We start from the raw sequence: 22,827 nt of genomic DNA on the forward strand, positions 1-22,827 counted from the left end.
GGCGGTGGGGAAATCAGTGCGGGCTGATGGCAGAGGGCAGTTCGTGCAGAGCGGCGTATCCCGCGCCCAGCAGCCCGGCGTCCGGGCCGCCGCTCGCCGCCACGATCGTCAGATCGCTCGTCGCCATCGGCAGGCAGCGCTCGTACAGGACCCCGCGCACCGCCGCGACCAGCGGCTCCGCGCCCGCCAGCGCGCCGCCGAGCACCACCGCCTCGGGGTTGAAGAAGTTGACGACGACGGAGAGCACCGCGCCGATGTGCCGCCCCGCCTGCCGGACCAGCGTCGTTGCGTGCGGCTCGCCGTGCTCGACCAGGCGGAGGATGTCGGCGGCGGAGTCCGCCTCGATGGACTCGGCCCGCAGCGCGGCGGCGATCGCGGCGCCGCTCGCCACCGTCTCCAGGCAGCCGACGTTGCCGCAGGAACACGGGCGTTCGGCGGCCGCGTCCACCCGGACGTGGCTGATGTCGCCCGCCGAGCCGCGGGCGCCGCGGTAGAGCCGGCCGTGGCTGATGACACCGGAGCCGATGCCGCGGCCCGCCTTGACGACGACCAGGTGGCGCAGTGCGGCGTGGGCCGCGCGGTGTTCGCCCAGCGCCAGGGCGTTGGCGTCGTTGTCGACGGCGACGGGGAGCCCGAGGCGGTCCGCGAGCGTGTCGCGCAGCTCGTACAGATGCCAGCCGGGCATCCGGGACGGGGCGATGACCCGGCCGGACGCCGGGTCGACGGGGCCGGGGAAGGCGATACCGACGCCGCGTACCGTACGGCCCGCCGCGCGCTGCCGGTCGGCGAGGGACGCCAGGCGCTCGGCGAGCAGCTCGACGGCCGGGCCGGGCCCGGCCGTCAGGTCGTACGCCTGCTCCTCGACGTCGAAGGCCGCGCCGGTCAGGGCCACGGCGCCGGTACGGATGTGACGGCTGCCCAGGTCGGCGGCGAGCGCGACGGCGCCGCTGTCCGGGACGCGCAGCAGGCGCGGGCGGCGGCCGCCGCGCGAGGCGCCCTCGCCGTCCTCGGCCAGCAGCCCGGCGTCGACCAGCTCCTGGACGCGCGCCGAGACGGTCGAGGCGGCGAGCCCCAGCTCCCGTACGAGGTCGGCGCGGGAGGCGGCGGAGCCGTTCGCGACGAGTTCGAGGACGTGCGCGGCGGATCCGGGCTGCTCCTCGGCGGCGGTCATGGTGACGCGAGCCTTTCGGTGACGACGGTGTGGCTTCCTGACGGTGATGACTTCCTTCGATTCTCGAAGAAAGAGAGGGAAGGAACTGCGGGCCAGTGAACAGTAGTTGCGGGAGTTGCGCCAGACCCTTGACTTCTTTTCGCGGTCATCCGTACTTTGCTCGCTATCTTCGGCCGGTCGACCACAGCGGAGGCAGCATGGGACCGCGTTCCACCCGAATACGCGGCCCGCTGACGGCCATCGGTGCTGCCCTGCTCGTCCTCGCGCTCCTCGCCGGCTGCGCCCCGAGGGGCGAACGGGTCACCGGCCTCGGCGCCACGGGCGGCACGAGAGTCGAGGGCGGCACCGCGACCATGGCGCTGCCGCCCGCCGCCACCCCCAACTGGATCTTCCCGATCGCGGCGCCCGGCTACCTCGCGTCGTACAACAGCGCCATCCAGAACCTGCTGTTCCTGCCGCTCTACACGCCCGAGCCCAAGGGCGACGCGCTCACCATGGAAAGCCGGCGCAACCTCGCGCGGCAGCCCCGCTACAGCGACGGCAACAGAACGGTGACCGTCACCCTGAAGCCGGGGTACGAGTGGTCCGACGGCAAAGCCGTCACCGCCCGCGACGTCGCCTTCTGGTTCGATCTGATCCGGCACAACAAGAAGGAGTGGGTCGGGTACTCGCCCGGTCTCATGCCGGACGACGTCAAGCGGTTCGAGGTCGTCGGCGAGCGCACCTTCCGGCTCCGGCTCCGCCGCGCGTACAACCCCGCCTGGTTCACCGCCAACGAACTCCAGAACTTCACCGCGCTGCCCGAGCACGCCTGGAACCCGAAGGGCGAAGGGCCGAAGAAGGTCTTCGCGCGGCTGACGGGCCACGCCAAGAAGCTGTCGACGTTCGCCACCGATCCGCTGTGGAAGACCGTCGACGGCCCCTGGACCATCGAGAAGTGGAACACCTCCGGGCAGGTCACGCTGGTGCCCAACAAGAAGTACCGGGGCCCCGACAAGCCGCACCTCGACCGGGTCGTCCTCAAGCCCTTCACCACCGCCGACTCCGAGTTCAACGTGCTCCGCGCGGGCGGCGTCGACTACGGCTACATCCCGCCCTCCGTGATGGCCCAGTCCACGACCTTCAAGAAGCTCGGATACCGGATCGATCCCTGGGAAGGCTGGGCGATCACCTATCTCGTACTGAACTTCCACCACCCCACCGCCGGGCCCATGCTCCGCCAGACCTATCTCCGGCAGGCCCTGCAGCGCCTCATCGACCAGGAGTCCATCTCGCGCGTCATCTGGCACGGCAGCGCCGAGCCGACGCTCGGGCCCGTGCCCGCGAGCCTGATGGACCACAATCCGTACCCCTACGACCCGAAGGCGGCGGCGCGGCTCCTCGCGCGGCACGGCTGGCGGGCGCCGGCGGCGGACCCGGACGGGGTACTGCGCTGCGCGCGCCCCGGGACGGGGCCGGGGGAGTGCGGCAAGGGCATCGCCCGCGGTCAGGAGCTGCGGCTCGAACTGCTCACGGAGTCCGGCTCGACCGAGACCTCCAACACCATGCAGGAGATCAAGTCCTCCTTCGGCAAGGCGGGCGTCGCCCTCGACATCCGGCAGCAGCCGCTGAACACCGTCCTGGGCACGACCGTGCCCTGCGAGAGGACCGAGCCCGTCTGCTCGGCCTGGCAGCTGGGCTTCTTCGGCACCCAGGGCAGCTGGTACTTCCCGGTGAACCCCAGCGGCGAACAGCTCTTCGCCACGGGCGCGCCCTCCAACATGGGCAACTGGTCCGACCCCGCGACGGACCGGCTGATCAAGGCGACGGAGTTCTCCGACGACCCCGGCGCCATGCGGGACTACGGTCGCCGGGTCGCCGCACAGCTGCCCGTGCTCTGGACGCCCAACCCCGCCTACCAGGTCTCCGTCATCCGCAACGACCTGCGCGGCATCGACCAGAACCCGACCCTCACCCTGGCACCCCAGGACTGGTACTTCGTGAAGAAGGGGGGCCGGGACACATGACCCGCTTCCTGCTCACGCGGCTCGCGCAGGCCGCCGTCGTGCTCCTGCTCGTCTCCGTCATCGTCTTCGTCCTCCTGCACCTGCTGCCCGGCGGCCCGGCCCGCGCCATCCTCGGCGTCCAGGCCACCCCGCAGGCCGTCGCGCACTTCAACCACCAGCAGGGGTACGACCGTTCGCTGCCCGAGCAGTACGTGCTGTACCTCGGGCGGCTGTTCGGCGGCGACCTGGGGGAGTCCTACAAGCTCAACCAGTCCGTCACCTCGCTGCTGGGTGAGCGACTGCCCCGTACCGCGCTGCTCGCGGGCCTGGCGATCGCGCTCGCCGCCGTCCTCGCCGTGCCGCTCGGCATCCTGCAGGCCGTGCGCCGCGGAAAGGCCGCCGACCACGTCCTGACCGGCGCGGCCTTCCTCGCCTACGCCACGCCCGTCTTCTTCCTCGGCCTCGTCCTGATCCTGGTCTTCAGCCAGCAGTTCCCCGTCTTCCCCGCGCAGGCGCCGCAGGCCGACACCGTCGGCGGCATCCTCGGCGAGCCACGCGCCCTCGTGCTGCCCGTCGTGACCACGGCGCTCGGCATTATCGCCGCGTTCAGCCGCTACATGCGCTCGGCCGTGCTGGACAACCTCGGCGAGGAATACGTACGGACCGCGCGCGCCAAGGGCCAGTCCGGCGCCCGCATCATGGCCCGGCACGTGCTGCGCAACGCCCTCATCCCGCTCGCGACCCTCCTCGGGCTCTACCTCCCGACGCTCTTCAGCGGCACCCTCGTCGTCGAGTCGATGTTCAACTACCCCGGCATGGGGCTGCTGTTCTGGAACGCGGCGCAGGGCAGCGACTTCCCGGTGCTGCTCGGCGTCACCCTCGTCGTCGGCTGTGCGACCGTGCTCGGCTCGCTGCTCGCCGACATCGCGTATGCCCTGCTCGACCCGCGCATCAGGAGCGTCGCATGACCGCCGCCGAACTCCCCGTGCCCGGCGGCGCCGGCCCGGCCGCCGCCACGCCGAGCCTCGCCCGCCGCACCGCCGCCGGCTTCGCCCGCAACAGGCTCGCGCTCGCCGGACTGATCGTCCTCGCCGCGCTGCTCGCGCTCTGCTTCCTCGGCCCGCTGCTCCACCCCACCGACCAGGTCCACACCGACCTCTCCCGGGCCAGCCTCCCGCCCGGTACCGACGGGCACCTCCTCGGCACCACCGACCTCGGGTACGACATGCTCGGCCGGCTGATGTACGGCGGCCGGACCTCCCTCGAAGTGGGTCTCGCCGCCGGACTGCTCGCCACCCTCTTCGGGACGGTGTACGGGGCGGTCGCGGGGTACTTCGGGGGCTGGCTCGACGCCGCCATGATGCGGATCACCGACGCCGCGCTCGCCATCCCCGCGCTCTTCCTGCTGGTCGTGGTCGCCGCCATCGTCACGCCCAGCAAACCCGTCCTCATCCTCATCATCGCGTCCGTCGCCTGGCTCTCCCCGGCCCGGCTCATCCGCGGCGAGGCACTGGCCCTGCGCAGCCGGGACTACGTCCACGCCATGCGCCTGATGGGCGGCGGCGGAGGCCGGGCGGTCTTCCGGCACATCGTCCCGAACGCCCTCGGCACCGTCGTCGTCAACGCCACCTTCCAGATCGCCGACGCCATCCTCTACGTCGCCTACCTGTCCTTCCTCGGGCTGTCCATCCCACCGCCCGCCGCCGACTGGGGCTCGATGCTCTCCGCCGGCATCACCTACACCCAGGTCGGCCACTGGTGGCTGATCTTCCCGCCGGGCATCGCCATCGTCCTCGTCGTCGCCGCCTTCAACTTCCTCGGCGACGGCCTGCGGGACGCCTTCGACGTGCGACTCCAGAAGAACTGAGGCACCGTCATGACACCTCCGCTCCTCAGCATCGAGGACCTCAGCGTCGAGATCACCGGGCGTGGCCGCACCGTACAGGCCCTGGAGCGGGTCAGCCTCGACCTCGCCCCCGGAGAGGCCCTCGGCGTCGTCGGCGAATCCGGCTGCGGCAAGACCATCACCGCGCTGTCCGTACTCGGACTGCTCCCCGGCGGCGGGCGGATCACCGGCGGCCGCATCCGCTTCGACGGCACGAACCTTGCCGCCGCGCCCGAACGCACGCTGCGCGACGTCCGCGGCAACACCGTCGGCATGGTCTTCCAGGACCCGCTGACCTCCCTCAACCCCACCATGACCATCGGCGCCCAGGTCGCCGAGCCGCTCCTGCTGCACACCGGAGCGAGCCGCGCCGAGGCGTGGGAGCGGGCCGAGGAGATGCTGCGGCTCGTCGGGATGCCCCGCCCAGCCGAGCGGCTGAAGAACTACCCGCACCAGCTCAGCGGCGGGATGCGACAGCGCGTGGCCATCGCCATGGCGCTGATCTGCGAGCCCCGGCTGCTGATCGCCGACGAGCCGACCACAGCGCTGGACGTCACCACGCAGGCACAGATCCTGGAACTCATCGACGAGCTGCGGGACCGCCTCGGCATGGCGCTGATCCTGGTCACCCACGACCTCGGCGTGATCGCCCACCGGGTGGACCGGGTCGCGGTCATGTACGGCGGCAAGGTCGTCGAACAAGCCCCTGTGCACGACCTGTTCGCCGCACCCCGGCACCGCTACACCGAAGCCCTGCTCGCCGCGCTCCCCGAACGGGCCACCGACGCGGCACAGCCGCTGGCCACCATCCCCGGCCTGCCGCCCGCCCTCGACACCCTCCCGGCGGGCTGCCGCTTCGCGCCGCGCTGCGGCTACGCCACGGACGCCTGCCGCACCGACGCACCGGAGCTGACCGGCGACGCGGCCACCGCGCCCGGCCACCTCTTCGCCTGCTTCCACCCTGTCGGGCCCGCCCGCGAAGGCGCACCCGCCCAAGCCGTACAGGCGGCCGCCGCGCCCCCGGCCGCCACCGAGGAGCCGGACACCCTGCTGCGCCTGACCGACGTCGTCAAGGACTACCCCCTGCGGGCCGGCCCCTTCACCCTGCGGCGCGGCCCCGGACGCGGTGCCCGGCAGGTCAGCGCGGTGGCCGGGATCTCGCTGACCGTACGGCGCGGCGAGACGTACGGGATCGTGGGGGAGTCCGGCTGCGGCAAGTCCACCCTCGGCCGGCTCGTCGTCGGCCTGGAGGCGCCCACCTCCGGCACCATCCGCTTCGCCGGGCGCGACGTCGCCGCCCTGAGCGGCCGGGAGCTGCGCGCCCACCGCCGCGACGTCCAGCTGATGTTCCAGGACTCCTACGCCTCGATGGACCCGCGGATGCGCGTCGGCGCCATCCTGCGCGAACCGCTCGCCATTCAGGGCATCGGCGACCGCGCCGGGCAGCGGGCCAGGGTCGGCCGGCTGCTGGACGACGTGGGGCTGCCGCGCGGCGCCGCCGACCGCTATCCGCACGAGTTCTCCGGCGGCCAGCGGCAGCGCCTCGGCCTGGCTCGCGCGCTCGCCCTGGACCCCTCCCTCGTCGTCGCCGACGAGCCGGTCTCCGCGCTGGACGTGTCCGTACAGGCCCAGATCCTCAACCTCATGCGCGACCTGCAGCGCGAGAAGGGCATCGGCTACCTCTTCATCTCCCACGACCTGGCCGTCGTGCGCCACCTCGCCGACACCGTGGGCGTGATGTACCTCGGCAAGCTCGTGGAGACCGGGCCCGCCGAGGCCGTACTCGGCCGCCCGCTGCACCCGTACACGCGCGGCCTCCTCGACACGGTCAACATCCCCGACCCGCGGGCCGTGCCCGCCGCCGCGGCGCTGGGCGGCGAGACCCCCTCGGCCGCCGAGCCGCCCTCCGGCTGCCGCTTCCGCACCCGCTGCCCCGCCGCGCGGGAGCTGTGCGCGACCACCGAGCCGCCGCCCGCCGAGCCGGCGACGCCCGGACACCGCGTGGCCTGCCACTTTCCGCTCGCAGGCGTAGCCTCGGGAGTGCCGGTGCGCTGAGCGCCCGAGCACGGGATCCGTCCCGCTGTCCGTACTTCCTGCGGTTTCGGACGGGAGGTACCGGGGTGTCGTCCACGCGTGTCCCCGGCCCACGGATGACACTGTGGGGCGAATGGATCAGGCCGGGCCCGGACCCCGTGCGCCGCGGAGCGGGAGGCCGGTGCGGGGCAGCCCGGCCGGAGCGAAAGGAGTGACGTCCAGCATGGCGTCGACCGAACCTGTGCCAGGAGTTCCGTGCTGGGTCAGCCTGAGCGCGCGCGACCTGAAGGGGGCCGAGGAGTTCTACGGCGCGGTACTGGGCTGGACCTTCCGGCCCGGGGCGCTGGGCGAGGAGTTCTCCGTCGCCTACATGGACGACAATCCGGTCGCGGGCCTCGGCGAGCTCGCGGGTGCCCTGCACGTCGCCGTCGCCTGGACCCCCTATTTCGCCGTCGCGAACGCGAACGACTGCGCCGCCCGGATCAGGGAGCGCGGCGGCACGGTCGCCGTCGGCCCCCGGTCCTTCGGGCCCGGCCGCGCCGCGATCTCCGCCGACCGGGACGGCGCCACCTTCGGGATCTGGGAGGGGCGCGTCCCCGCCGGCTGGTCCGTCGGCCGGGGCAGCGCGCCGGCCTGGCTGGAGCTGCGGACGCGTGACGCGTTCGACGCCGCCATCTTCTACGCCGAGGTACTGCAGTGGGCGGCCGAGGAGGGCAAGGGCTGCGACGTGGCGTACGAGCAGGAGCGGGTGATCGTGCGGGAGGGCGACAACACGGTGGCCGAGCTGCGCGGGGGAGCGGTCGAGTCGGCGCCCGACCCGCACGTCCGGCCGCGCTGGCACGTGCACTTCTGCGTACCGGACGTGAAGGCGGCCGCCGAGGCCGCTGTCGCGACCGGGGGCGCGGTCGCCTCCCCGCCGGTGGAGACCGAGGGCGGCGGCCACCGCTCCGCCCTCCGCGACCCGGAGGGCGGCCTCTTCACGGTCACGGAAGGCATCTGAGGGCAGAGGCTCGCCCCCGTGCGTACCTCTACGGGTGCGTCTCCTCCACCAGTACCCGGACCGTGCCGAGCGTGGTGTCCGTGGCGTCCGGCAGGTTCATGCCCGCCTCGATGCCGGTGCGCAGGTAGTGCAGTACGGGCGCGGTGAGCCGTTCGCCGGGCAGGGCCGCGGGGATGCCGGGCGGGTACGGCGTCAGCATCTCCGCCGAGATCCGCCCGGCCGCCTCGGCCACCGGCACGTCCTCCGTCGCCCCGAAGAACCCGTCCCGCGGCAGGCACGCCTGCTCCAGCCGCAGCCCGGCCGGCGGCGGGATCTCGATCTCCGGCGCCGGCCGCAGCTCCGGCGCGGCCCGGCTGAGATCGTGCAGCGCGGCGAGCAGCCGGTCGGCGGTGCCGCGGTCGTCGGCGTGCGTGAGCTGCGTGCTGATCCGGCGGTGGTCGGCGAGATGGGCGTCGATGCCGCGGTGCGCGCGCAGCCAGTCGGCGCAGCAGTAGCCCGTCGTCCCCAGCCCGCTGACGTCGATCACCACGGGCAGCGGGTCGAAGTCGTGCCCGAGCCCGGGGCCGCAGAAGTCCGCCCGGTCGTTGACGTGCAGCCCGTCGATCTTCTCGATCCCGGTCCGCACCTCCGCCGCCAGCTCCAGCGCGTGGCCGAGCAGCGCCTCGCCGTGCAGCATCATCTGCCGCCGCCAGCCGTCCATGCCCGCGTACAGCAGTACCGAGGGGCTGGTGGTGCCGAGCAGGTCGGCGCGGGACTTCAGCAGCGCCGGGTCGATGAGGTCGCCGCCCAGATGGAACACCGACCCCTGCTCCAGGCCGCTGCCCATCTTGTGGATGCTGGTCACGCAGACGTCGGCGCCCGCGTCCATGGCCCAGGACGGCAGATCGGGGTGGAAGGGCAGATGAGCGCCCCACGCCTCGTCCACGATCAGCGGCCGGCCGCGGCGGTGGCAGACCTCGGCGATGGCCGCGATGTCGGCGCAGCTGCCGTACGGCGTGGGGCTGGTGACCAGCGCGCCGCGGGCGTCCGGGCAGGCGTCGAAGGCGGCTTCGTACGCCTGGGGCGAGGGCGCGTGCGCGAGGTGCCGGTCGGCGTCCCACTGCGGGTCCACCCAGACCGGGTTGACGCCCGACAGGATGAGACCGGACACGACGGATTTGTGCGCGTCCCGGCCGATCAGCAGCTTCTCGTGCGGCCCCGCGACGGCCAGCATCGCCGCCTTGACGGACAGGGAGCTGCCGCAGGTCGAGAAGAAGGTGTGCGACGCGTGCACGGCATCGGCCATCAGACGCTCGGCGCGCTCCAGCACCCGGCCCGAGGTCCGCCGGTCGTCCAGGCCCCCGCTGGCCAGCACGTCGCCGTGGAAGACGGCGTCGCCCAGCACCTCGCGGACGCGGTGATCGGCGCCGCGGGCCTGCTTGTGTCCGGGGGGCGTGAAGGAGAGCCGGCCGAGCTCGCGGTAGTCGGCGAGCGCTTCGAGAACCGGGGCCTGCGTGTGATCCTGTGCCATGTACCCACGGCTTCCCGCGGGCGGGTGACGTCAATCCGGGCATATGCCCTGAGCGGTAACGAGCCACCCTCCCCCGAACGCGCCCGGACGGAAGCCCGGCGGACGGCGGAGCGACGCATACTGGCGGCATGGACAGCGAGCCGTCGGACACATCGGGCGCCGATCGGGGCGACCGATACGCGCGCGAGCAAGAGGACCGCACGGCGGAGGAGCGAGACCGCAGTGCCGATGCACGGGACCGCGCCGCGGACGAGCGCGAACGCCTGGCGGATGAACGGGAACGCCTCGCCGACGAGCGGGAGCGCGCCGCGGACGACCGGGAGGTGCGCCTGCGTGAGCTGGAACGCCGGCTGGACCACCGCGCACAGCAGATGGGCTTGATGTCGGCCGGCAGCCGGCAGCGGTCCTACGAGGCGGTGGAGCGGTCCCGCGCCCTGCTCGACGCGACCGCCGCGGGCCTGGAGCGGAGTCACGCGGCGCTGCGCCGCGCGGACGCCAGTGACGACCGGGACCAGAAGGCCGTCGACCGGGAGCTCAGGGCTTCGGAGCGGCAGGGGGCGACCGGCCGCGGCGAACAGGGCCTCGACGACGAGGCGGACGTGGCGGACGCGGAAGTCCTCGGCGAGGCGGCGGACCCCGACGGCGTGGTGGCCCGGCTGCGTGCGCAGTTCCTCGCGGCGGCGGTCGGGCTGGCCGCCGCCGAGGAAGAGCTCGCCCGCCGCCACGACCGCCTCATGACGGAGTATCCGGACGCCGCTGACGACCACCGGCGCCAGGCCGAACGGTCCCGTGAGGTGGCACAGTGCGCGCGCGATGCCGTACAGCGGCTCTGCGGCGAGGTGTGACCGGTGATCCTCAGGTCCGGCTCCACGACCCCAGGACCATCAGCGTCTTCGTGCCTGTGACCCGGCCCGCGCTGCGCAGGCCGTCGATGACCTGCTGCAGATGGGCGATGTCGCGCACCCGGACCTGGATGAGGGCGTCCGGGTCGCCGGCGATGGTGAAGACGGCCTGTACTTCGGGGACGTTGTAGGCCGAGCGGACGATCTCGTTGACCCGCGTCGTGCCGGCGTACCGCAGCTCCACGAAGGCTTCGATGCCCCAGCCGAGCTTGCTCTGGTCGATCTGCACGGAGAAGCCGGTGATCACCCCGATGTCCTTGAGCCGGTCCACGCGCCGCTTGACCGCGGCGACCGACAGGCCCACCTCGGCGGACATCTCGGAGAAGGTCCGGCGGCCGTCCTCGCGCAGCAGTCGCAGCAGGCGGTGATCGATGTCGTCGACCTCAGTCATGCAAAGGAATGTATGTCGCAGCTGATCATTCGTAAATAGTTTGCGCGTTGGCGCCGAGTTTTGTTTCGAGTCTTGTGCGTTCCGCTTCCCGTTGCTGTGCTGTGCCCGTTCGTCACCACCTCATTTCCAAGATCCTTCACAACGATGTCGAGGAGGCTTGCGTGAGCACCCCACCCGCTGCGGTGTCGCTCGACGACAAGTACACGGCCACCGACGGCCGCGCGCTGATCTCGGGCGTCCAGGCCCTGGTACGGCTGACGCTGGAGCAGCGCCGGCTGGACGAGGCCCGCGGCCTGGACACCCGGGCCTTCGTCAGCGGATACCAGGGATCGCCGCTGGGCGGTGTCGACCTGGAGATGGGGCGCGCGGCCCGCTTCCTGGACGAGGCCGGCGTGGTCTTCAAGGCGGGCGTCAACGAGGAGCTGGCCGCCACGGCGGTGGCCGGCACCCAGATGCTCGGCCAGGTGCCCGGCCGCCGGCACGAAGGGGTGACCGGCTACTGGTACGGCAAGAACCCCGGCCTGGACCGCGCGGCCGACGCGATCCGGCACGCCACCCTCGCCGGGACCGCACCGCTCGGCGGCGCTGTCGCCTGGATCGGCGACGACCCCGGCAGCAAGTCCTCCACCGTGCCCAGCACCTGCGAGCGGATGTGCCAGAGCCTGGCGATGCCCGTCCTCGCGCCCGGGTCCGTCGCGGAGATCATCGAGTTCGGGCTGCACGCCGTCGCGCTGTCCCGCGCCACCGGCCTGTGGACCGGACTGAAGATCGTCGCCGATATCGCCGACGCCTCGGCGACCGTCGACTTCGACGCGGTGCGCCAGGGCATCCCCGAGCCGGACCGCACCGTGCGCCCCACGGCCCCCGCCCTCGTGGGCCCCGCCGCGCTCGACGCGGAACACGACATGCTCACCCGCCGCCTCGACCTGGCCCGCGCCTACGCCCGTAAAGCAGGGCTCAACAAGGTGACCTTCAGCGCCCGCCGTGCCACCCTCGGCGTGCTCGCCTCCGGGACCTCGTACGCCGTCGTGCAGCGCGCACTGGACGACCTGGGCCTGGACGAGGCGGCCATGGAGGCGCTGGGCATCCGGCTGATCCGGATGGGCATGCCGTTCCCCGTCGCCGACGAGGATCTGGTGGCCATGACCGGCGACCTGGAGCAGGTCCTCGTCGTGGAGGACAAGGTGCCGTTCCTGGAAGGGCTGCTCAAGGAGGCGCTGTACCGGACGGCGGACGCGCCCGTCGTCGTCGGGCGCCGGGAGGAGAGCGGGCGGCCGCTGCTCACCGCGCGCGGCACGCTGGGCGCCGAGGACGTGGCCCGGGCGCTGGCCCGCCGCATCGGCGCCGACCGGCTGCCCGACGGGGCCCGCGCGCACCTGGACGCGCTCACCCCGGCCCGCCCCGCCCGCATCACCCTGCCCACCGTCGCCGCCCGCACTCCGTACTTCTGCTCCGGCTGTCCGCACAACACCTCCACCCGCACCGACGACGGCACGCTCGTCGGCGTCGGCATCGGCTGCCACGCGATGATCGCGCTGGACGGCGCCGGGCGCGGCACGCAGATCGGGCTGACCCAGATGGGCGGCGAGGGCGCCCAGTGGATCGGCATCGCGCCCTTCACCGACGACGCGCACTTCGTGCAGAACCTCGGCGACGGCACGTTCCACCACTCCGGCTCGCTCGCCGTCCGCGCCGCCGTCGCCGCCGGCGTCACCATGACGTACAAGCTGCTCTACAACGACGCCGTCGCGATGACCGGCGGCCAGCGCGCCGAAGGCCGCCTCGACATCCCCGCCGTCATCCGACTGCTGGCCATCGAAGGTGTGCGCAAGGTCGTCGTCACCACCGCGGAGCCCGGCAGCTACCGCGGCGTACGGCTGGACCCGATCGCGACCGTGCGGCACCGAGACGACTTCGCCGAGGCCGAGCGGGAACTGGCCGCCACCGAAGGCGTGACCGTCCTGCTGCACGACGACCGCTGCGCCGCCGAGGAGCGGCGGCTGCGCAAGCGCGGCCAGCTGCCCACCCCGGTCGAGAAGGTCGCCATCAACGAGCGGGTCTGCGAGGGATGCGGGGACTGCGGCGACAAATCGACATGTCTTTCCGTGCAGCCCGTCGAGACCGAGTTCGGCCGCAAGACCCGCATCCACCAGGCGTCCTGCAACACCGACCTCAGCTGCCTCAAGGGCGACTGCCCGTCCTTCCTGCTCGTCGAGCCGGGCCGGAAGGAGCCCCGGAAGATCCCCGACCTGCCGGTGGAACTGCGCGAACCGGCCCGCCGGTTCGGCCCTGCCGGCACCCTGCTGCGGATGCCCGGCGTCGGCGGCACCGGCGTGGTCACCGTCTCCCAGATCCTCCAGATGGCGGCCCGGCTGGACGGCCTGTACGCGGCCGGGCTGGAGCAGACCGGCCTCGCGCAGAAGGGCGGGCCCGTCCTCAGCGACCTGCGGATCGCCAAGACGCCGGTGACCGGCGCGCTGCGCGCCTCGCGCGGCACCGCCGACGTCCTGGTCGGCTTCGACCTGCTCGGCGCCGCCTCCGACAGCAACATGGCGGTGGCCCGCGCCGGCCACACCGTCGCCGTCGTCAACACCGCCGTCGTACCGACCGCCGCCATGGTCACCGGCCGCGTCGTGCTGCCCGGCTCGCCCGACGACGCCCTGGAACGCATCGAGTCGGTCACCCGCCGCGACGACAACCTCTACCTCGACGCGCAGGGCCTGGCCGAAGCCCTCTTCGCCGACCACATGCCGGCCAACATGGTGCTCATCGGCGCCGCCTACCAGCACGGCTGCCTCCCGCTGAGCGCCGAGGCCGTCGAGGACGCCATCCGCCTCAACGGCGCCGCCGTCGAGAAGAACCTCGCCGCCTTCCGCTGGGGCCGCGCCGCGGTGCTCGACCGCGGCGCCGTGACGGCCGCACTGGCCGCCCCCGAACGCCCGGTCGTCCGGATCACCCCGGCCGCCGCGGCGATCGCCGCCGAGCACACCACCGGGCACCTCGCCGACGAGGAGCTGCGCGCGGCCATCGCCACCCGCACCGCCGACCTCATCGGCTACCAGAACGAGCGGTACGCCCGCCGGTACGCCGACGACGTCGCCCGTGTCGCGGCCCTCGCCCAGGAGCGCGGCGGCGCCGAAGCCGGTGCCTCCATCGCCCTCGCCTACGCCCGCGGCCTGCACAAGCTCATGGCGTACAAGGACGAGTACGAGGTGGCCCGGCTGCATCTCGACGCCACGGAACAGGCCAAGCTGGACGACGAATTCGGCACCGGATCGAGCGTCTCCGTCCTGCTGCACCCGCCCGTTCTGCGCGCCCTCGGCATGAAGCGCAAGATCCGGCTGCGCCGCACGGCGCCGGTCGCCTTCCGGTCCCTGCGCGCCGGCCGCGTGCTGCGCGGCACCTCCCTGGACCTCTTCGGGTACGCCGAGGTCCGGCGCGTGGAGCGCGCCCTGATCGGCGAGTACCGCCAGTTGGTGCGCGGCGCGCTCGCCCACCTCACGCCGGAGAGCGCCGACGCCGTGCGCGCCGTCGCGGAGCTGCCGGACCTCGTGCGCGGGTACGAGGACATCAAGCTCGCGCGCGTCGCGGACTTCCGCGAGCAGGCCCGCGCCGCACTCGCGGGTCTCGGTACCACCACTGCCCGTCCCGCAGCGGGCACGCACATGGAGGCACGATGACCGTCGACCGGATGCTGCCCACCCGGGAGGCCGAGGACCTGCTCGACCTCACCCGCGACATCGCCGACAAGGAGCTCGCGCCGCGCGTCGACAAGCACGAGCGCGAAGAGCTGTACCCGGAGGGCCTGTTCACCACCCTGGGCGCGGCCGGACTGCTCGGCCTGCCCTACCCGGAGGAGTACGACGGCGGGGGCCAGCCGTACGAGGTGTACCTCCAGGTCATTGAGGAGCTGGCGGCCCGCTGGGCGGCCGTCGCGGTGGCCGCCAGCGTGCACACCATGTCCGCGTACGCCCTGATGACGTACGGCAGCGAGGAGCAGCGGCACCGCTGGGCGCCCGGGATGCTCGGCGGTGACCAGGTCGGCGGCTACAGCCTCTCCGAGCCGCAGGCCGGCTCGGACGCCGCCGCGCTGACCTGCAAGGCCGTGCGGGACGCCGACGGTTACCGGATCACCGGCAGCAAGGCGTGGATCACCCACGGCGGCAAGGCCGACTTCTACACCCTCTTCGCCCGCACCGCCGTCGGCAGCCGCGGCATCTCCTGCTTCTTCGCGCCCGGCGCCGCCGAAGGGCTGACCTTCGGACGGCCCGAGGAGAAGATGGGCCTGCACGCGATCCCGACCACGGCGGCGCACTGGGACGGCGCGCTCATCGAGGCGGACCGGCTGATCGGCAGCGAGGGCCAGGGCCTGCAGATCGCGCTGTCCGCACTGGACTCCGGGCGGCTGGGCATCGCGGCGTGCGCCACCGGCGTCGCGCAGGCGGCCCTGGACGCGGCCGTCACGTACGCCAACGAGCGCACCGCCTTCGGCCGGAAGATCATCGACCACCAGGGCCTCGGCTTCGTCCTCGCGGACATGGCCGCCGCCGTCGACTCGGCACGCGCCACCTACCTCGACGCCGCCCGCCGCCGCGACGCGGGCCGCCCGTACAGCCGCCAGGCCAGCGTCGCCAAGCTCATCGCGACCGACGCCGCGATGAAGGTCACCACGGACGCCGTGCAGGTCTACGGCGGATACGGCTACACGCGGGACTTCCCCGTCGAGCGCTACATGCGCGAAGCCAAGATCATGCAGATCTTCGAGGGAACGAACCAGATCCAGCGGCTGGTCATCAGCAGACAGCTGTCGCGTCCCTGAGAGGCAGCGGCTCCCGGCGGCACGTCCGGGAGCCGCTGCTTTTTGCAGGTGCTGTTTGAAATGTTTCATTGTTTCGCTGCGTGAGTGGTAGACACTCGCGTGTCCGCCTACTACCTTCCAGCGACAGCGCGTTGAAACGATCCAATCCGGATATGACTCTACGGGGACTCGCCAAGCTGAAGGGAAGACGGTATGACCGAGGCAGCAAGCGGCACGGGAAGCGGTGGGGTGGCGCGCAGGACCGTGCTCGCCACGACTCTCGGCGCCACCTCCGTGGCCCTGGCCGGAGGACTGGGGGCCGCCACCCCGGCAGCGGCCGAGCCGGTCCTCGGCGGGATACCGGCGTCCGCCGGAATGCCTTCCGGTGGGACATCCGTGACCGGGCTGACCGTGGAGCACCGCACCGCGCCCCTCGGAGTGGACGCGGCCAGGCCCCGCTTCGGATGGCGCCTGGAGTCTGCCGTTCGCGGGCAGCGGCAGACCGCCTACCGGATCCTGGTGGCCACCACTCCTCAGCGCCTGAACAGCCCCGGCTCCGCCGACGTATGGGACAGCGGCCGTGTCACCTCCGCCGACTCGGTGGCCGTGCCGTACGGAGGCAAGGGGCTCGCGGCGTCCACGCGGTACCACTGGACCGTCCTGGTCTGGGACAAGGACGGCCGCCCCGTCTCCCACAGCCCCACCGCCCACTTCGAGACCGGCCTGCTGAGCACCGACGGAGTGGCCGGCTGGGACGGCGCCAAGTGGATCGGGATGGCGGGGAAGAAGCCCAACAGCCCCGGGGCGCCGATGCTGCGCAGCGAGGTGCCCCTGCGCGCAGGCAAAGCGGGCAGAGCAGGCAAGGCAGCCAGAGCAGGCAGCTCCGGGCAGGTGAGCGAGGCGCGGTTGTACGTCTCGGCGCTGGGCGTGTACGAGGCCTACGTCAACGGCAGCCGGGTGGGAGTGCCGCACGGCAAGGGCGAGACGCACGAGCTGCTGACGCCGGGCTGGACCAACTACGACCGCACGGTCAGCTATCTGACGTACGACGTCACCGACCTGGTGGCCCGTGACCGCGACCGGGTCACGCTGGGCGCGGTGCTCGGCAACGGCTGGTACAACAGCCGGATCTCCGAGGGCAGTACGTACTACGCGAAGAGCGGCCACCGCCTGGCGCTGAAGGCGAAACTGCTGATCCGGTACGGCGACGGCACCACACAGACGGTGGTCACCGAGCCCGGTGCGGGCTGGAAGGCGACGGACACGGGCCCTTACCGCGCCGACGACATCTACGACGGCCAGACCTACGACGCGCGCAAGGAGCTGCCCGGCTGGGCGGCGAACGGCTTCGACGACGCGGCCTGGCAGGCGGCCGACGAGGACGACTTCACCGCCCGTTTTCCCGGCGCCGGGCTCGTCGCGTACCCAGGTGAGTCCGCACGGCTGGCGCCCGAGTGGGACCGGCGACCGCAGTCCGTCGTCGTCTACGGCACGGTCGCCGGCAAGAGCTCCAGCGCCAACGGCAAGGGGCACATCGTCGTCGACCGGTCCCGGTCCACCACCGACGCCGAAAAGGCCGCACACACCGCCGTCACCCTGCGCGCCGGCGACACCGCGGTCTTCGACCTCGGCCAGAACATGGTCGGCGTGCCCCGCTACACCGTCAGCGGCCCCGCGGGCGCCCAGGTCGTTCTCCGGTTCGGGGAGATGCTCAACGACGACAGCGCGGGCGCGGACGGCCCCGAGGGCTCGGTCTACCGGGCGAATCTGCGTTCCGCCAAGGCGACCAGCACATACACCCTCAAGGGCGGCGCGCCGGAGACCCACCAGGACTCGCTGTCCTTCTACGGCTTCCGCTACGTCGAGGTCACGGTGGCCACCGCCGGCGCGGCGGTCACCGTTTCGGAGGTGACCGGGAAGGTCGCCACCTCGGCCCTGGACGACATCGGCAGCATCACCACCGACGACGAGCAGGTGAACCAGCTGTTCGGCAACGCGCGTTGGGGCCAGCGCGGCAACTACCTGTGGATCCCCACCGACTGCCCGCAGCGCGACGAGCGGCTCGGCTGGACCGGCGACACGCAGCTCTTCGCCAACACCGGCCTCTACAACGCCGACGCCGTGAACTTCCTCAGCCACTTCGCCGAGTACAACCTGGCCGCATCGCAGGAGGTGTACGGCGTCGACGGCGCGCAGTTCACCGCGGTGGCACCGGGGGCGCGGTACGAGCCCAAGCAGCCGTGCAGCGGCTGGGCCGACGCGGGTGTGGTCGTGCCCTGGACCGTGTGGCAGATGTCGGGCGATGCCACCGTGGTCGAGCGCTGCTGGCCGGCGATGACGAAGTACCTCGACTGGATCCGCCGGCGCACCGGCGACAAGTACGCCGGTCCGGGCGCGATCTTCGGAGACTGGCTGGCCTTCCAGCGCACCAGCGCCCAGTTCATGAGCGACGTCTACTACGCGCACTCCACCCGGCTGATGGCGGACATGGCCCGCGCCATCGGCCGCGACGCCGAAGTGAAGGAGTACCGCGACCTGTTCTCCCGCATCAAGGGGGCGTTCACGGCGAAGTACCTGGCCACGGACTCCGCGGGCAGGCTGACGGTCCGGTCGGGCCTGGACGGCGCCTCGGCCGTCGAACCGGGCGGCAGCGAGCAGCCCACCGAGGACAACACGCAGACCGCACTGCTGTGGGTGCTCAAACTCGGCCTGTACGACACGCAGGCCCAGCGCCGTCAGCTGGTCGAGCTGCTCGCGGAGAACATCGAGAACAGCGCGGCCTACAAGCGGGCCCACCCGGACAGCAGCCGGGTGGACTACGACGAGTACACCCTGTCCGTGGGCTTCCTCGGCGTGAACGTGCTCGCCCCGGTCCTCACCGCCGAAGGCCGGCCCGACCTCGCGTACCGGCTGCTCCACCAGGACGCCATGCCGTCGTGGCTGTACTCGGTGAAGAACGGGGCCACCACGGTCTGGGAGCGGTGGAACTCCTACTCCAAGGAGGACGGCTTCGGCCCGGTCGAGATGAACTCGTTCAACCACTACTCCTACGGCGCCATCGTGGAGTGGATGTACGAGGACATGGCCGGGATCGCCAAGGACCCGGCCCACCCCGGATTCCGGCACTTCTTCCTCCAGCCGCACCCCGATCCGACCGGAAGGATCCGGGAGGTGACCGGTGCGCACCGCTCGCCGTACGGCAGGATCGTCAGCGAGTGGCGGGTACACGGCGAGACGCTGACGTACCACGCGGTCGTCCCGCCGAACAGCAAGGCGACGCTGCGCATCCCCACCGCCGATCCGTCCACCGTCCGCGAGGACCGGTCCCCACTGGCCGGGGCGTCCGGCGTGAAGTTCCTCGGCTTCGCCGACGGCACCGCCGAGTACCTGCTCGATTCGGGCAGCTACCACCTCACGGGCACGCTGCGCTGAGACGGCGCAGCACCCGGCCGAGGGGCGGTGATCACCGCCCCTCGGGGCTGCGGATACGGTGCGGAGATGGCAGACATGTTCGAGGAAGTGGCGGGTGATCCGGCGTGCTGATCGATGAGCTGCGGCAGGAGCTGCCGGACGGGCGGCTGGTCGAGGACCCGGAGGTCGCCGCCGGATTCGTGCACGACGAGGCGGAGTGGGCGCCGCACGGCACGCCCCGCGTCGTCGTCCGGCCGCGCACGGCGGAGGAAGTACGCACCGTCGTCCGCGCCTGCCTGCGGCACGGCGTCCCGCTCGTCACCCGCGGCGCCGGCACCGGCCTCTCCGGCGGCGCCAACGCCGTCGAGGGCTGCGTCGTGCTCTCCACCGAGCACATGAACACGATCCGGGAGATCGACCCGGTCGAGCGGCTCGCGGTCGTCGGTCCCGGCGTCGTCAACGACGACCTGCGCGCCGCCTGCGCCGAGCACGGCCTGTGGTACCCGCCGGACCCGGCCAGCGCCCCCTGGTCCACCATCGGCGGCAACGTCGCCACCAACGCGGGCGGCCTGTGCTGCGTGAAGTACGGCGTCACGCGGGACTACGTGCTCGGGCTGGAGGCCGTGACCGGCACCGGCGAGCTCGTCCGGCTGGGCCGGCGGACCGCCAAGGGCGTCGCCGGGTACGACCTCGCCGGACTCCTCGTCGGCTCCGAAGGCACGCTCGGGGTAATCACCGAGATCACCGTACGGCTGCGCCCGCAGCGCGAGCCGGAGCGCACGGTCGCCGGGTACTTCTCCTCCGTCGTGGACGCGGGCCGCGCCGTCGCCGCGGTCGGCGCCGCCGGGCTCACCCCCTCGGCGCTGGAGCTGATCGACCGGCACTGCCTGGCCGCCGTCGACAAGTGGAAGAACATGGGCCTGTCCGTCGACGCGGACGTGGTGCTGCTCGGCCGTACGGACGCGCCCGGTCCGGCCGGCGAGCAGGAGGCCGCGCACATGCTCGCCTGCTTCGAGGAGGCGGGCGCCACCTGGGCCGCGCAGTCCACCGACCAGGAGGAGGCCGACGCGCTGTTCGCGGCCCGGCGGCTCGCCTACCCGGCGCTGGAACGCCTCGGCCCGGTCCTCACCGAGGACGTGTGCGTCCCCAAGGCCGCCGTACCCGAGATGCTCGCCCGCATCGAGCGCGCCGCCGCCCGTCACGACACCCTCATCGCCAACATCGCGCACGCCGGCGACGGCAACCTCCACCCGCTGCTGATCACCCCGCCCGGCGACACCGCGGCCCAGGAGCGCGCGCAGGCTGCCTTCCACGAGATCATCGCGGACGCGATCGACCTCGGTGGCACGGTCACCGGCGAGCACGGCGTCGGGCTCCTCAAGCGCGACGGCCTGGCACAGGAGCTGTCCGCGCCCGTCCTGGACATGCACCACGCGATCAAGACCGCGCTGGACCCGCAGGGCATCCTCAACCCCGGCAAGGTCGTGCCCGAACGCGCCCGTCCGCAGGGCGCCGGCTGACTCGGACGATCCCCGGCGGAAGGCCGCCCGGTGCACGGAAAACCGAGGTCCGTGGGAAACCGGGGGCCCAGGGGCGCTAGCGTGGTGCGTGCCGTTGACCACCGGCTGCGGGCCGGTCGCGGACGCATCGCGCGGAAGAAGGAAACCATGCAGGTCGGAGCCGTCTGTTGAGAATCTTGCACACCTCCGACTGGCATCTCGGTCGCTCCTTCCACCGCGTGAACATGCTCGGCCACCAGCGCGCCTTCCTCGATCACCTCGTCGAGACCGTCCGCGAGCAGCGGGTCGACGCGGTGCTCGTCGCGGGCGACGTGTATGACCGGGCCGTCCCGCCGCTCGCCGCCGTAGAGCTGTTCGACGAGGCGCTGCACCGCCTCGCCGACCTCGGTGTACCCACCGTCATGATCTCCGGGAACCACGACTCGGCCCGCCGGCTCGGCGTGGGCGCCCGCCTCATGGCGAAGGCCGGCATCCACCTGCGCACCGACCCAGCCGGCTGCGGCACGCCCGTCGTGCTCACCGACGAGCACGGCGACGTCGCCTTCTACGGCCTGCCGTACCTCGAACCCGCGCTGGTCCGCGACGCGCTCGGCGCCGAGAAGGCCCAGCACACCCCGGTACTGCGCGCGGCCATGGACCGGGTGCGGGCCGACCTCGCCGACCGGCCCGCCGGCACCCGCTCCGTCGTCCTCGCGCACGCCTTCGTCACCGGCGGCGCGCCCAGCGACAGCGAGCGCGACATCACCATCGGCGGCGTCGCCTCCGTACCGGCCGACGTCTTCGACGGCGTGGACTACGCGGCCCTCGGCCACCTGCACGGCTGCCAGATGATCACCGAGCGGGTGCGGTACTCCGGCTCCCCGCTCGCCTACTCCTTCTCCGAGGTGCAGCACCGCAAGTCGATGTGGCTCATCGACCTGGGCGCGGACGGCGCCGTGGAGGCCGAGCGGCTGCCGTGCCCCGTGCCGCGCCCGCTCGCCCGCCTCCGCGGCCGCCTCGACGACCTGCTCGCCGACCCCGGCCTCGCCCGGCACGAGGAGTCCTGGGTCGAGGCCACCCTCACCGACCCCGCGCGCCCGCACGAGCCGATGGCCCGGCTCACCGCGCGCTTCCCGCACACCCTCGCGCTCGCCTTCGAGCCCGAAGCACGCGACGGCGGCCCCGACGTCTCCTACGCGCAGCGGCTGCGCGGCCGCAGCGACCAGGAGATCGCCGAGGACTTCGTGGCCCACGTGCGGCCCGGACGCGCCGCCGACGCGGCGGAGCGCGCTCTGCTCGGCGCGGCGTTCGACGAGGTACGGACCGACCAGGCGGCGAAGGAGTCGGCGTGAAGCTGCACCGGTTGACCCTCACCGCCTTCGGGCCGTTCGGCGCCGCCCAGACCGTCGACTTCGACCGGCTCTCCGGCGCCGGGCTCTTCCTGCTGCACGGCCCGACCGGCGCCGGCAAGACCTCCGTCCTGGACGCCGTCTGCTTCGCGCTGTACGGCTCCGTGCCCGGCGCCCGCCCCGGCGGCCAGTCCCTGCGCAGCGCCCTCGCCGCACCCGGCACGCTCACCGAGGTCGTCCTCGACCTGACCGTCGCCGACCGCCGGCTGGAGATCACCCGGCGCCCCGAGCAGCCCCGCCTGAAGAAGCGCGGCACGGGCACGACGATGGAGAAGGCGTACAGCGCGCTGCGCGAGTTCGACCCGGTGGCGGGGGAGTGGAGGGCGCTCAGCCGGTCCCACCAGGAGATCGGCGAGGAGGTCCAGCAGCTGCTCGGCATGAGCAAGGAGCAGTTCTGCCAGGTCGTGCTGTTGCCGCAGGGCGAGTTCGCGAAGTTCCTGCGGGCCGACGCCGAGGCCCGCGCCAAGCTGCTCGGCCGGCTCTTCGACACCCGCCGGTTCGCCGCCCTGGAGGAGCGGCTCGCCGGGCTGCGGAAGACAGCGGCCGACCGGGTCACCGCCGCCGACGACCGGCTGCTCGCGCTCGCCCACCGGATGGCACAGGCCGCGGGTGACACCCCGGACCTGCGCGACGCCTCGGTGCCCGCTCCGGGCCGGGCCGAGGAGGAGCCCGCCACGGGTACCGGCCGTGGTTCTCGTACGCGAACGAAGAAGACCGCCGCCCCGAGCCGTACGGACGCCGCGCCGGCACCCGGCGAACCGGGCTTCGCCGCCACCGTCCTGGCATGGGCGGCCGTCGCCCGGGCCGGTGCGCGCGAGCGGCTGGAGATCGC

At 72.8% G+C, this 22,827-nt stretch carries 15 protein-coding genes; 12 read left to right on the top strand and 3 right to left on the bottom strand.

Going from position 1 to position 22,827, the window contains the following annotated elements:
- Positions 1 to 13 precede the first annotated feature (13 nt).
- Positions 14 to 1,171: an ROK family transcriptional regulator gene (locus tag ABT381_RS00975; RefSeq protein WP_351586160.1), complete on the bottom strand. Its 1,158-nt coding sequence runs from the start codon at positions 1,169 to 1,171 to the stop codon at positions 14 to 16.
- Between the two features lie 197 nt (positions 1,172 to 1,368).
- On the opposite strand from ABT381_RS00975, the gene ABT381_RS00980 reads away from it, so the two are divergent.
- The 5 genes from ABT381_RS00980 to ABT381_RS01000 all read left to right on the top strand — a co-directional run bounded on the left by ABT381_RS00980 (position 1,369) and on the right by ABT381_RS01000 (position 8,075).
- Positions 1,369 to 3,177 carry a peptide ABC transporter substrate-binding protein gene (locus tag ABT381_RS00980; RefSeq protein ID WP_351586162.1) on the top strand — a complete coding sequence of 603 codons (1,809 nt, stop codon included), beginning with the start codon at positions 1,369 to 1,371 and terminating at the stop codon, positions 3,175 to 3,177.
- Positions 3,174 to 4,124 carry an ABC transporter permease gene (locus tag ABT381_RS00985; RefSeq protein WP_351586164.1) on the top strand — a complete coding sequence of 317 codons (951 nt, stop codon included), beginning with the start codon at positions 3,174 to 3,176 and terminating at the stop codon, positions 4,122 to 4,124. Before ABT381_RS00980 ends, ABT381_RS00985 begins: the two co-directional genes overlap by 4 nt.
- Positions 4,121 to 5,023 carry an ABC transporter permease gene (locus ABT381_RS00990; RefSeq protein ID WP_351586166.1) on the top strand — a complete coding sequence of 301 codons (903 nt, stop codon included), beginning with the start codon at positions 4,121 to 4,123 and terminating at the stop codon, positions 5,021 to 5,023. The genes ABT381_RS00985 and ABT381_RS00990 overlap by 4 nt, the downstream gene beginning before the upstream one ends.
- A gap of 9 nt (positions 5,024 to 5,032) precedes the next feature.
- Positions 5,033 to 7,096, top strand: coding sequence for an ABC transporter ATP-binding protein (locus tag ABT381_RS00995; RefSeq protein ID WP_351586168.1), 2,064 nt, complete (start codon positions 5,033 to 5,035; stop codon positions 7,094 to 7,096).
- A gap of 202 nt (positions 7,097 to 7,298) precedes the next feature.
- Positions 7,299 to 8,075 carry a VOC family protein gene (locus ABT381_RS01000; protein ID WP_351586170.1) on the top strand — a complete coding sequence of 259 codons (777 nt, stop codon included), beginning with the start codon at positions 7,299 to 7,301 and terminating at the stop codon, positions 8,073 to 8,075.
- Between the two features lie 28 nt (positions 8,076 to 8,103).
- Here the strand turns inward: ABT381_RS01000 and ABT381_RS01005 are convergent, their stop codons facing one another.
- Complete coding sequence (locus tag ABT381_RS01005) at positions 8,104 to 9,585, bottom strand: aminotransferase class I/II-fold pyridoxal phosphate-dependent enzyme (protein ID WP_351586172.1); 1,482 nt, start codon at positions 9,583 to 9,585, stop codon at positions 8,104 to 8,106.
- Between the two features lie 128 nt (positions 9,586 to 9,713).
- Between ABT381_RS01005 and ABT381_RS01010 the strand changes: the two genes are divergently transcribed.
- Positions 9,714 to 10,430: a hypothetical protein gene (locus tag ABT381_RS01010; RefSeq protein ID WP_351586174.1), complete on the top strand. Its 717-nt coding sequence runs from the start codon at positions 9,714 to 9,716 to the stop codon at positions 10,428 to 10,430.
- A 10-nt stretch (positions 10,431 to 10,440) separates the two neighbouring features.
- On the opposite strand, the gene ABT381_RS01015 is transcribed toward ABT381_RS01010, so the two are convergent.
- Positions 10,441 to 10,878 (bottom strand): Lrp/AsnC family transcriptional regulator, encoded by a 438-nt coding sequence (locus ABT381_RS01015; RefSeq protein ID WP_351586176.1) that lies wholly within the window; start codon positions 10,876 to 10,878, stop codon positions 10,441 to 10,443.
- Between the two features lie 161 nt (positions 10,879 to 11,039).
- Here ABT381_RS01015 and ABT381_RS01020 point away from each other — a divergent pair, with 161 nt between their 5' ends.
- From ABT381_RS01020 to ABT381_RS01045, 6 genes are all read left to right on the top strand, one after another.
- Positions 11,040 to 14,558: an indolepyruvate ferredoxin oxidoreductase family protein gene (locus ABT381_RS01020; RefSeq protein ID WP_351586178.1), complete on the top strand. Its 3,519-nt coding sequence runs from the start codon at positions 11,040 to 11,042 to the stop codon at positions 14,556 to 14,558.
- The gene (locus ABT381_RS01025; RefSeq protein ID WP_351586180.1) at positions 14,555 to 15,697 is read left to right on the top strand and encodes an acyl-CoA dehydrogenase family protein; all 1,143 of its coding nucleotides are present in this window, start codon (positions 14,555 to 14,557) and stop codon (positions 15,695 to 15,697) included. Before ABT381_RS01020 ends, ABT381_RS01025 begins: the two co-directional genes overlap by 4 nt.
- 192 nt (positions 15,698 to 15,889) lie before the next feature.
- Complete coding sequence (locus tag ABT381_RS01030; RefSeq protein ID WP_467754517.1) at positions 15,890 to 19,108, top strand: alpha-L-rhamnosidase; 3,219 nt, start codon at positions 15,890 to 15,892, stop codon at positions 19,106 to 19,108.
- Between the two features lie 119 nt (positions 19,109 to 19,227).
- A complete protein-coding gene (locus ABT381_RS01035) occupies positions 19,228 to 20,607 on the top strand; it encodes an FAD-binding oxidoreductase (protein WP_467754524.1) in 1,380 nt (459 codons plus the stop codon).
- A 167-nt stretch (positions 20,608 to 20,774) separates the two neighbouring features.
- Complete coding sequence (locus ABT381_RS01040) at positions 20,775 to 21,938, top strand: exonuclease SbcCD subunit D (protein ID WP_351586182.1); 1,164 nt, start codon at positions 20,775 to 20,777, stop codon at positions 21,936 to 21,938.
- The coding region (locus ABT381_RS01045; protein WP_351586184.1) for an AAA family ATPase at positions 21,935 to 22,827 on the top strand (893 nt) is incomplete at its 3' end. The genes ABT381_RS01040 and ABT381_RS01045, both read left to right, overlap by 4 nt.

This window comes from Streptomyces sp. NPDC000151 (assembly GCF_040301705.1).
GTDB lineage: Bacteria > Actinomycetota > Actinomycetes > Streptomycetales > Streptomycetaceae > Streptomyces.